Below are 11,485 nucleotides of genomic sequence, written 5' to 3' on the forward strand. Positions count from 1 at the left end.
TTCGTGAACTGAACCTGACCTGACAGACCACCGTCAGAAAAACCGGTAACTGTCAGATCAAGTCTGAACTACTACACCTCATACACTGTCGTGCTCAAACAGCACTAAATCCTTGCTAACGATATGGGCAGAAAGGATTTTAACTACTAGTGCCCTCCCCTGCTCCGACTTGAGGAAATCCACGACTGCACCCTGTAACTCCTGTTTGTCCATCCTTTTCTCGCCTGTATGAAAATTCAGTTATATGGGCGGCATAACCGACCTCTATCGGCTGTAATATCCCTGGGCAGGTGGCGCATTTACAGGTAATCTGCAAGTGCTAACCAATAGCTAACAAGGGAATAGTTATGTTCAACATCACATCCGCCGATAGCACTCTGTTTAAAACTCACAGACTCCGCCTTGAGCGCAATTCATCTGAAGTGGTTCGTATAGAAGTTCGCGAAACACTCCAAAATGGTAAGTCCGCCAACCCACCTAAATTTACGGCACACGTTATCGATGCAATGGGGCTCCCGAGCAAAAAATTCATGTCTATAGGGAATACCCTTAAGGAAGCTGTTAACCAATTACTTCCTCAGGCCCAGTCTCTACCTATTGACGTGTTATGCCCCCCAATAAAATAAGCGACTGATCTATATCTATCTAATTTAGCTATTCCAGGCGCTGCAAAATCAATCTGTCCATCAGCGCCTGGCCCTCTTTCGACTTGGCAAATTCCGTGACCTCGCCCTTCTCCCTTGCTTATTCACCTTCCCCCCCTGTATGGATGCCCACAACTGGTGGTTGATTGAGCGGCACTCTCCTTACCCCTATAATCAGCATCTCGGCTGGCAGTAAGCACTGTGGCTGCTGCATTCTTCTGCCCTTCCAGCAATGGACCAAAAATATTCGGGCGTAGGCCATACAAAGTTGAGGTTCCTATTTGTCACTTTATTCAGCTATTGCTTCAGCCAGCTTAAAAAGGCAAGGAACCATAAGACTGCTGCTGTTAGCTCGCTGAATAAGAGGTCGTGCCGCCGCTTTCATTGGCTTCAAGTTCTCTAATACTGGTTCGCATCAAATTTGCCTCCGGAAAGCGCAGCCAAGCATTCGGCATACTTTGTTTCACTGGTGTACTCAGTTCGTGACAGTCGCTCGTTGGTAACCCGCTCAACGGTTTCTCAAGTAAGGGGTTCCTCTTCGCGCAGTACACCCAGTGTCACCGCCTGGCAGTGCTAAGCTTAGTACACTGTGCTGTGTGGATCTATAATCACCGCGTACACATTCCACACTAAACCAAACATGGCGATAATCACTCCAAGCATCTGCAGCGTAACCGCTCATTCTACGGAGTCGTTGCCCTAGCCATAGATGTCTGATCGCAGAGGCTTACTGACAAACTTTTCTTTTCACATCCGCGGTGTCAGATCCGCAACTTCTTTGGCTGGGTACTGCCCAATGCGCAGCAATACATCCGTGAGATAGGTGTACGGATTGATATCATGCAGCTTGCAGGTGGTGATCAGTCTCTGGATGACGCCCACGTGTTCCACCCCCAGCTCTGTCCAGCAGAACGCGCTCCAGGTGATTGGTTTCCAGCGGTAAATCCGGGTCTTCCAGGAACACTCTGAGTTTGTGCTCCCAATGGAAAACTTAATCGAGTGCTTTGGCGAGCGGGTTGGAGGGAACCAGGTCTGTGCGCTGTAGTTGGGTTTGGCACCACTGGAAGAACTGATCCACTACCGGTTTGCTGTGGGCGAGTCGATAGGCGCATTTCTTGTCACCAGTGAGCTTTGATGCGCGGATCGCCTTAACTGTACTGACACGACTGCGCAGCACTGTAGTGCCCCAAATGCGCGCGCCAGCCGGTGGCGAGCGATGGCGGCCACGGTGCCGTATAAAGCCACTTTCCTCGATTCCCTCCGGTAAAACCCTCGGTCGCATTTTGTCTAGCCTTAAGGTGTATCCCGCTGAAACACCGGCTCTATGGCCAACCCTGACCTCGTGCTGATCCTCAATTGCGGCAGCTCTTCACTCAAATTTGCCGCACTCGACCCCGGTTCCGGGAAAGAATTCCTGTGCGGCCAGGCGAACGCCCTGGGGGGGGCTGCGGCGAAGCTTATCTGGCGCTACCGAGCGCAGAATGGTGCACAAAAACTATCTCGGGATGACGACGACACCACCGTGATCCGGGCACTTGTCGACCGGTTCGATGGACAGTGGTCGGAGTTGAAAAACCGGCTGATTGCCATAGGTCACCGGGTGGTCCATGGCGGAGAGCTTTTTGCCAGTTCCGTTCTGATTGACGAGGAGGTGTTATCCGCCATCCAATCCTGCTGCGAACTGGCCCCATTACACAACCCTGTCGCCTTGCAGGGCATTCAAGCAGCCCTTGCCGCCTTCCCCCAACTGCCACAGGTTGCCGTGTTCGATACCGCCTTCCATCAGAGTATGCCGGACTACGCTTACCTGTACGCGCTCCCCTACAGGCTTTACCAGGAGCACCATATCCGCCGCTACGGGATGCACGGCAGCAGCCATCGCTATATCAGTGAACGCAGTGCCCAACTGCTGGGCAGGCCCACCCCGGAGGTCAACATTATCTCGGCACACCTGGGCAACGGCGCCTCCATCGCTGCCATCAAAGGTGGCTACAGCGTGGATACCAGTATGGGGCTGACCCCGCTGGAAGGGTTGGTCATGGGCACGCGCTGCGGTGATCTGGACCCAGGCCTACTGCTGTATTTGGGGCGGACACTGAACTATTCCCTGGGCGAAATCGAGCAACTGCTGAATCGGGAAAGCGGCCTGATCGGCCTCTCCGGGCTCAGCAATGACTGCCGTGCGCTGGAGCAGGCCGCTGAAGACGGGCATACCGGCGCACGCCTGGCCCTGGAGGTATTTTGCTACCGGCTGGCAAAATACATTGCCGCCTACACCATTCCCCTGCACCGGGTCACTGCACTGGTATTTACCGGAGGTATCGGCGAGAACTCCGCCTGGGTGCGCGATCGAACCACCGCCTGGTTAAATGGCCTCGCCTATCAATTGGACCCGGCGCTGAATGAAAAAATACGCTTTGGTGCCGAGGGGCGGATTTCACGGCAAAATACCCCGGAAGTTCTGGTGATCCCCACCCGGGAAGACTGGGTTATCGCCAAAGATACCGCCCAATTGGCGCGAGGGGGAGACTAAGCATGCCGCACAATGCCCGTACCCTTATGCTGGTTCCTGTGGGTGCGGGCGTGGGCATGACCTCGGTCAGCCTCGGTCTAGTCCGCGCACTGGAACGCAACCGGGTGGAAGTGCAGTTTTTCAAGCCTGTCGCGGAACCCTCCCCGAACGGCACCACAGAGCGCACCACGAAAATACTGCGACACAATGCCAACCTGACCAGTCCCAGTCCCTTCAGCGCACAATATGCCGAGACCCGGGTATCCACCGGGAAAATGCCCGAGCTGTTGGAAGAGATACTGGCGCGCTACCGCAGTGGCAGCAGACACGCGGATGTGATTGTGATTGAAGGCATTCTACCCAGCAGCAATAGCCAATTCTCCAACCAGCTCAACTACCAGATTGCCAAAACCCTCGACGCAGAGGTGGTACTGGTGGCCTGCCCCCCAGGCGGCGCCACCAAACAGTTAAAAGAGCGGCTGGAGTTTGCGGTGCGCGCTTTCGGCGAAGGGGATTCCAACCGGGTGGCGGGCTGTATCATCAATAAACTCGGCGCCCCTTTCCGTTATTCGGATACTCCCGGCGCCCACGCCGGCATGACCGCCCAAGGGGAGGCCCCCGCGGAAAGCGCCGCCTCCATCACCAAAGAGGCCCTTTACCAGCAGGTCCCCCTGCGGATTGTGGGCTGCATTCCCTGGAATGCAGATCTGCTCGCACCGCGGGCTCTGGATCTGGCCCGACACTTCGATGCACAGATCATCAACCGCGGGGAACTGGAAACCCGGCGACTACGCAACGTGACCTTTTGCTCCCGCTCCCTGGCCAATATGCTCAGACGCTTTACACCGGGGGCCATGCTGGTGACCTCTGCGGACAGGCCCGATGTTGTTACTGGCGCTTGTCTGGCGGTGATGAATGGGGTGAAGATCGGCTGTCTCTTGCTCACCGGCGGTTACCAGCTGAATCGTGAATTGTTCAAAATCTGTACCCCAGCAATGGAAACCGGTTTACCGATCCTCCTCGTGGGCGCCAATACCTGGCGAACTGTGATGGATTTGCAGACCTTCAACCAGCGCACCCCGGCAGACGACCGGGAGCGGGTCAACCGGGTGCAGGATTTTTTTGCCAGCCACCTGGACGAAAACTGGGTACACTCCCTCAGCCAGGTTTCCAGCCGTCCCCGGCGTATGTCACCTTCTGCCTTTCGCTATCACCTCACCGAGCTGGCGCGCCGTTCGCTAAAACGCATTGCCCTGCCGGAAGGGGAGGAGCCGCGCACCATCAAAGCCGCACTGACCTGCAGCGAGCGGGGTATTGCCCAAACAATACTGCTGGGGAATGCCAAAACCATCCAGAGGGCTGCAGAGCAACAGGGGCTCAAGCTTTGTGACAAGGTGCAGATCATCAATCCGGCAGAGGTGCGGGACCGCTATGTGGAGCCCATGGTCACCCTGCGCAGGAAAAAGGGCTTGGCCCAGGTAGTGGCGCGGGAACAACTGCGGGATAATGTGGTACTGGGCACCATGATGCTGGCACTTGACGAGGTGGACGGCCTGGTGTCCGGGGCCATACACACCACCGCCAACACCATCCGCCCCGCCCTGCAGCTGATCAAGGCCGCCCCCGGCGAGCCACTGGTCTCATCCATATTTTTTATGCTGCTGCCGGATCAGGTGCTGGTATACGGGGACTGCGCCATCAATCCGGACCCCAACGCGCAACAGCTGGCCGCTATTGCCATCCAGTCCGCGGACTCGGCCGCAGCCTTTGGTATCGAGCCGCGTGTGGCCATGATCAGTTACTCCACCGGAACCTCGGGTAGCGGTTCGGATGTCGACAAGGTGCGCGAAGCCACCAAAATTGCCAGGCAACAGCGACCCAAGCTGGTTATCGATGGGCCCTTGCAATACGACGCCGCCCTCATCAAAACAGTAGCCGCACAAAAGGCACCGCACAGCCCGGTGGCCGGGCGCGCAACGGTATTTATTTTTCCCGACTTGAACACCGGCAATACAACCTACAAAGCTGTGCAGCGCAGTGCGGATCTGGTGAGCATTGGACCCATGCTGCAGGGATTGCGCAAGCCGGTCAATGACCTGTCGCGCGGCGCCCGGGTGGATGACATCGTCTACACCATCGCCCTCACGGCCATCCAGGCGCAGCAGCGGAATCAATAGCCGGCTACTCCCAGCACAGAGGCCGCCTCGTATCGACAAAATCCCGCAAAGCGGCAGCAACCACATAGGCTTCCAGGCGGTGTTCGTAAGTTTCGGTGTGATCGTAGCCCATGCGCGCCAGACAGCGTTGGATATACTCCGCACTCTCGGATTTGTCGTGCCAGACTCTCCGTCCCCGGATGACAGCCATCAACATGTGCCACCAACGCCGGTCCGCCGCTTTTAGCTGCTGCAATGCCACCGCGAGCAGGGCCTCTTCACTGGTAAAATCGGTACCCAGGGGGTAATAAGGCAGCATTGCCAGACATTTTTTATTTGTGAAAACTTTGGCGATATGCCCAGGCGTATTGTTGTTGTACTCTGCGGGAAGAAGAAATTCTTTTTCAATTTTACCTGCCTGCTTGGCCTGTTCCAGCAGCACTGCCTGGAAACGGACATCGCAGATACTGAGCATGGATACCATCACATCCCGATCCGTCTTGCCGCGCAGGTCCACAGCTCCGTACTCGGTGACCACCACATCGCGCAGGTGTCTGGGGATGGTGGTATGGGGATATTCCCACACGATATTGCTTACACAGATGCCATCGCGGTTTCGGGTGCTGGGCAAGGCGATAATCGAGCGTGCACCGGGCAGTTCAAACGCCTGGGCAACAAAGTTATACTGTCCCCCCACACCGCTCACCACCTGGTTGTCCACAAGGCCATCGGAGACAACCGCGCCACCCAATGTCACCATCATGGCCGAGTTCACGAAACGCGCCTGCCTGCGCTGGACCCGCTTCAATGTCCGCTGGTACTGCAAGTCATTGGTGAAATCGATTCCGGTCATATCAATGCCGGCCCGCTCCCTGGGGGGCAGGTCGCGAAGCTCTCGATACATCAATTCCGGCCCCAGATAGAATCCACCGTGCAACCAGGTTCCCCCCAACAGCTTCCTGTTGAGGCACTCTCCTATCAAGCGCCTGCGGCCGTGCTCACTGTGCAGATCACACTCTTCTTCCTCCCCGTCAGGGGTCAGCAACTTGTGCCCGCGCCAGCTGTAGCTGGCATCGACAATGCCAAAGCGCTGTAGGAACTCGGTATCTTCCGGGGTCAGGGGGGAAGAGATGCGGCCGCATTTCTTCAGCGCCAACAGGGTCTCCTCGTTCACCGTATGGGTAATTTCATCCCGATCCAGCAGGGCTTGCAGAGCGGCATCGGCATAGACTTCCCGGGTAAGAATACCGGCCCGGCGCAGGTGCAAAAATCCATGGGGAAGCATTTCGCTGACAGCGTAGAGCCCCTGTTGAAAGGGTTCCGCCATGGGTGTCAGTGCTTCGCCGCAGGCCGGGGACTTGTGGCGGTTCAGTTTTTCGATCAAGCGCCGATAATGTCCATTCTCTAAATGGCGCAAACGCAGGGCATGGCATACCGCATCTCCGAGCGCGCCAATACCCAGCTGCAGGGTGCCACCATCTGCGATCAGGCTGGCGATATGCATGCCAATACTGTGTTCAGTAAAACTCACCGGCATCGCCTGAGCCGCAAACAGCGGCGTATCAAAAGTGTCTCCCTCCAGCAAAAAATCAAACTCGATTGCATCCAGCTCGCTGGTGCCGGTGATATAGGGCAGCTGTGGGTTGACCTCGCCTACCAGAATCAATGGATGGTCATCGCAGGTGTTGCTCAGTTTCAAAAACGGCAGCGTCAGATCGGGGTTACAGCTCAAACTAAAACGCACACCATCCTCGACTGGCGACACCATCTGGGCAATCACATTCACACCGCTTCTCAAAAGCGCTTCGGGCACCTGAGTGTAATTAACACTGGCATAATGCTGCTGTGCATAGTCATTTCCCAGCAGTGCACCCGGTGCCATAAAAAACTCGATCACCTCGATATTGCTCGGCAACTGTTCCCTGCGGCGGGCGGAAGCGTAAGCGAGATCCTGATAGTGACCATAGAGGCGATCCAGTAAAGGCTGGATAAAACGACGCAATATATCGCTGTTCCCCTTGGGGCGCTCCAGGGTAAGGGCGGTGAATATGGTCAGGGAAATCGATGGATCGGCAACCGCACGAGCGTAGAGGGCATTGGCAAAGTGGTTCGCCTTGCCGATCCCCAGGGGCAGGCCCAATACGATTTCCTTGCCCACTTTTTCCAACAGCGCATCAATACAGGGCTCAACGGTGCTAAAACGCTGGGGGGTTTTTCTGGAAGGGGTTTGCATGGATATCTACAACCGTACACCTTTAGCCCGAGCGGCCGATATGCTCCCCCAAGTGCTCAAAGTGATCAACCTGAATCGCACTATCCACTGCATCCGCGGCTTCCCGCAGGGCACTTGCTTCCCCATCGCTGATCAGGTTGCGCTGTAAACCTTCCTCTACCGATTCCCTGCTCAACACGCGTATCCCGCCTTTTTTCAGCTTGGCACGTGCGTGCTCTGTAGCACAAACCTTAATGAAAGCCTGCTCGACAATATCAACTCCATCGCCGGGATTGCCGGGATAGACACCACAAGTCAGCCTGTCTCGGGTTGTCGACGGGGCCAGCAGGAGCTCGGCGCACGCGCGCGCCTGACGGTCCGAAGCCGTATGGACACTGTGGCCCCAGGGCATGACCAAAAACCGCATTAACTGTCCGAAGAATGGCCGCGGGAAATTCTGGAAAACTTCCAGCAAACTGACCTCAATTTTATGCAGGCCATCGCGCATGGCGAATTCCAGTAGGGGCAGGTCATCCTTGGGGTTATCATCGTCATAAAAACGCTTCAGGGTACAGCTCAATAAATAGAGTTGGCTGAGTACATCCCCGAGGCGGGAAGAGATCAACTCCTTTCTCTTCAGCTCCCCCCCCAGGGTCATCAGGGAGATTTCTGTAACCAGGGTAAGTACTGCAGAATACCGGTTCAGCTGTCGGTAGTACTTGGCAGCAACACCGACATCACGGGGGCTGCTGGCAAACAGGCCCACCGTCCAGCCGTGGAATACACCGCGAAACAGGGTTTTTATCTGGAACCAGAAGTGTTTTGGCAGAAGCGTATCAAGCTGGTCCAGCCCCTCGCCGGTATCGGGATTTTCTGCCGCGAGTATCTCATCCAGCAAATAAGGATGACAGCGTATGGCACCCTGACCGAATATCATCAAGCTGCGTGTCAGCAGATTGGCCCCTTCCACGGTAATCGCTACGGGGATAGCCCGGTAGACATTGCCAAGGTAATTGGAGGGTCCGTCCATAATGGCCTTGCCCGCATGGATATCCATGGCGTCGTTGATCGCCCGGCGCAATGCGGAGGTGGCATTGGCTTTCATAATTGCGGTAATGACCGCGGGCTTGCGGCCCTCATCCAAAGCCCGCGTTGTCGTCTTGTGGGCGCTATCCAGTACAAAGGCAATAGAGGCAATTTCTGCCAAGCGCCGTTGCACTCCCTCAAAGCGCCCCACGGGCACATTGAACTGCTCTCGCACGCGCGCATAGGCCCCGGTGGTCCGGGCAGCCATTTTCGCGCCCCCCATTGACAGCGAAGGAAGAGAGATGCCGCGCCCGGCGGCAAGCGCGCTCATCAACATTTCCCAGCCTTTGCCCACATTCTCCCTGCCGCCGATAATCCACTCCATGGGGATAAACACATCTTTGCCCCAGTTGGGGCCATTCTGAAAGGACTGCATGGCTGGCAGGTGGCGCTGACCGATGGTGATTCCCGGGGTATCGGTGGGGACCAGGGCAACGGTGATACCAAGCGCTTCCTTGTCCCCGAGGATATGCTCGGGGTCATAGAGTTTAAAGGCCAGACCCAGTACCGTGGCAATGGGGCCCAGGGTGATATAGCGTTTGTGCCAGTTGACGCGCATACCGAGGACTTTCTCGCCCTCGTGCTCCCCGTAACAGACCTCACCCCGATCCACCATGGAGGCAGCGTCGGAGCCCGCCTGGGGGCTGGTGAGAGCGAAACAGGGGATATCGGTGCCATCGGCCAGGCGGGGAAGATAGTGATCCTTCTGCACCTGGGTCCCGTGGGAGAGCAGCAGCTCTCCAGGCCCGAGGGAGTTGGGCACCATGACGGTCACTCCCACGCAGGTGCTGCGGGTAGAGATTTTAGTGACTATTTCTGCATGTGCCGAAGGAGAAAAGCCAAGGCCACCGTATTTCTTGGGAATAATAATGCCGAAAAAGCGGTGTTTGCGCAGGAAATCCCATACATGCTCGGGGATGTTGTAGTCCACGAAGCTGATTTGCCAATCGTTCACCATATGGCAGAGCTCTTCCACCGGGCCATCCAGAAAAGCCCTCTCTTCTGCATTCAATTCCGGGGGCCCCATGTCCAGCAGTTGATTCCAGTCCGGTTTTCCCGATAGTAACTGGGCGTCCCACCAAACTTCCCCGGCTTCCATCGCCTCGCGCTCAGTGGCGGAAATCGAGGGGAGAACCCGCTTGATGGTTTTCAAAAGCGGTGCCGTAAAGAATTTCTTGCGCAATTCGCCCATATTTACCTTCCATGGTGGTCGCGACAGCGAAATATCCTGCCATTTCCCCCGGGTCATTGAGTGGTATCACAGGACAATGATAGGTGACGATTTCTTCTACAGTTTGACTGCCGGAGGGAATGAGCGACTGGACCGGGTTGGCGCTACAAAGGCGGTATTGCGGACAGGGGAAGGTATTCTTGCGCTAAGAACCGCCTGCCGCGTTCTCCACCATAGAGGTTCAGACTCAGCCCGGAATGACAGTCTAGCCTGAGGCCAGTGGGGGGATCACAGCGAAGGTTCAGAGCAGCGACTGTGTGGCGACAATAATGCCATTGTTGTCCGCGTAGAGATAATGGCCTGGATAGAAAGTCACACCGCCAAATGCCACTGTGATCTCTCTCTCACCAACGCCCTTCTTTTCCGTTTTCATGGGGTGGCTGCCCAGAGCCTGCACCCCCAGATCCAGCGCCGATATTTCGTCCACATCGCGGATACACCCAAACACTACAATGCCTTCCCAGGCGTTGCCCACCGCCTGCGCAGCGAGTCTATCCCCCAGGCAGGCGCAGCGCATGGAACCACCGGCATCCACCACCAGTACTTTTCCCTGACCCGGCTCCGCCACCAGATCGCGCACCAGGGAGTTATCCTCAAAGCATTTGATGGTAACGATTTGTCCACCGAAGCGCTCGCGACCACCATAATTAACAAAAAAAGGCTCAACCACCTGCACATCTTCCCTGTGCGCATCGCACAGATCGGGCGTCGAAACTGACATAAAGTATCTCGTTACTATCAGATGAAAAATAATAGTAACCTGACTGGGACAACAGTAGCAGCGATGTCAACAAATACCGGGCATCACCTCTTTGGATAATGCCCGGTCAAACCTTCGCTGTCGCAAATCTTGTCATCGGGTGACACGAACCGGTGTGCCGACACGCACATGCCGGTAAAACTTTCTCGCCATATGCGGCGGCATACGCACGCAACCATGCGATGCTGGATAATTGGGCACATGGCCGGATGCGTGCATGCCGATACCGCCATTAAAACGAATATAGTTATTCATTCTGGCACCGCGATAAACGGCGCCGGCGGGGCGGCGATGCCTGCGGGTATTCACATTGGATCTCACCACTCTTCCGGTGCGCTTACTGACAAAGCTCCCATAAATGGTCGAGCGATGATACGGATGTTTTGAAAGTACGCGGAAAGACCCCGGGCGGGTACCGTAGCCACGCTTGCCGGAAGAGACTTTGGAAACCCCTACCAGCCTGCCACCTTTGTACAAATAGGCGCGCTGCTCGCTCAAATCAATTTTAATTGAGGGACCACCGCCTCTGGCTGCGGCCCGGTCATCGAACCAGTTGACACCCCGTGGTTTCGCCATTGCCGGGGGCACCGCCAAAAATACCATCAGGCACAACACCATAAAGAGGTGTAGTATGGGGATTTGTAGCTGTCTACTTGTGTGCATGGCTCACCTCACCAACTCTCTCCGCTTTGATCCAACGGGTGGACAGTCGAAAAGTCCAACCAAAACCGCTTGAAGTTCATCGGCGGCGGAGTCCTCTCTTTGCGATGACTCAGCTTCAGAGCAAAATGCGCAAACTCTTTCTCCAAATTACGCACAGCCCCAAGACCCTTTCGATTCTATTGAGGCCGCCGCTGACAGTTAGAATGAATTCTTCTCTAGGC

General features: G+C 56.0%; 7 protein-coding genes and 1 pseudogene. 3 read left to right on the top strand and 5 right to left on the bottom strand.

Features of this window, described 5'->3' with window-relative positions; translation table 11 throughout:
* The first annotated feature begins 347 nt into the window (after positions 1-347).
* Positions 348-626, top strand: a complete 279-nt coding sequence (locus tag Q1A48_RS12250; RefSeq protein WP_299945175.1) for a hypothetical protein — start codon at positions 348-350, stop codon at positions 624-626.
* A 765-nt stretch (positions 627-1,391) separates the two neighbouring features.
* Here Q1A48_RS12250 and Q1A48_RS12255 read toward each other — a convergent pair.
* Positions 1,392-1,794: pseudogene (locus tag Q1A48_RS12255) on the bottom strand (transposase); the annotation flags it as partial.
* Between the two features lie 174 nt (positions 1,795-1,968).
* Here Q1A48_RS12255 and Q1A48_RS12260 point away from each other — a divergent pair.
* Together Q1A48_RS12260 and pta are read left to right on the top strand one after the other, a co-directional pair.
* Complete coding sequence (locus Q1A48_RS12260; protein WP_299945178.1) at positions 1,969-3,177, top strand: acetate kinase; 1,209 nt, start codon at positions 1,969-1,971, stop codon at positions 3,175-3,177.
* A gap of 2 nt (positions 3,178-3,179) precedes the next feature.
* Complete coding sequence (gene pta / locus Q1A48_RS12265; protein ID WP_299945179.1) at positions 3,180-5,333, top strand: phosphate acetyltransferase; 2,154 nt, start codon at positions 3,180-3,182, stop codon at positions 5,331-5,333.
* Positions 5,334-5,337: 4 nt separating this feature from the next.
* Here the strand turns inward: pta and Q1A48_RS12270 are convergent, their stop codons facing one another.
* From Q1A48_RS12270 to Q1A48_RS12285, 4 genes are all read right to left on the bottom strand, one after another.
* Entirely contained in the window at positions 5,338-7,545 is a 2,208-nt protein-coding gene (locus Q1A48_RS12270; protein ID WP_299945182.1) for an acetyl-CoA hydrolase/transferase C-terminal domain-containing protein, read from the bottom strand.
* A 22-nt stretch (positions 7,546-7,567) separates the two neighbouring features.
* Complete coding sequence (locus Q1A48_RS12275; protein ID WP_299945184.1) at positions 7,568-9,802, bottom strand: acyl-CoA dehydrogenase; 2,235 nt, start codon at positions 9,800-9,802, stop codon at positions 7,568-7,570.
* Between the two features lie 280 nt (positions 9,803-10,082).
* A complete protein-coding gene (rraA, locus tag Q1A48_RS12280) occupies positions 10,083-10,562 on the bottom strand; it encodes a ribonuclease E activity regulator RraA (protein WP_299945186.1) in 480 nt (159 codons plus the stop codon).
* 132 nt (positions 10,563-10,694) lie between these two features.
* Positions 10,695-11,264, bottom strand: a complete 570-nt coding sequence (locus Q1A48_RS12285; RefSeq protein WP_299945188.1) for a L,D-transpeptidase family protein — start codon at positions 11,262-11,264, stop codon at positions 10,695-10,697.
* Between the last annotated feature and the right edge of the window lie 221 nt (positions 11,265-11,485).

This window comes from uncultured Microbulbifer sp. (assembly GCF_947489355.1).
Lineage (GTDB): Bacteria > Pseudomonadota > Gammaproteobacteria > Pseudomonadales > Cellvibrionaceae > Microbulbifer.

What these genes read in the sequence shown, in the direction of transcription:
- Q1A48_RS12270 (WP_299945182.1), bottom strand. Translation starts at nt 7,545, where the DNA reads ATGCAAACCCCTTCCAGAAAAACCCCCCAGCGTTTTAGCACCGTTGAG.
- Q1A48_RS12250 (WP_299945175.1), top strand. Translation starts at nt 348, where the DNA reads ATGTTCAACATCACATCCGCCGATAGCACTCTGTTTAAAACTCACAGA.
- Q1A48_RS12275 (WP_299945184.1), bottom strand. Translation starts at nt 9,802, where the DNA reads ATGGGCGAATTGCGCAAGAAATTCTTTACGGCACCGCTTTTGAAAACC.
- Q1A48_RS12285 (WP_299945188.1), bottom strand. Translation starts at nt 11,264, where the DNA reads ATGCACACAAGTAGACAGCTACAAATCCCCATACTACACCTCTTTATG.
- rraA (WP_299945186.1), bottom strand. Translation starts at nt 10,562, where the DNA reads ATGTCAGTTTCGACGCCCGATCTGTGCGATGCGCACAGGGAAGATGTG.
- Q1A48_RS12260 (WP_299945178.1), top strand. Translation starts at nt 1,969, where the DNA reads ATGGCCAACCCTGACCTCGTGCTGATCCTCAATTGCGGCAGCTCTTCA.
- pta (WP_299945179.1), top strand. Translation starts at nt 3,180, where the DNA reads ATGCCGCACAATGCCCGTACCCTTATGCTGGTTCCTGTGGGTGCGGGC.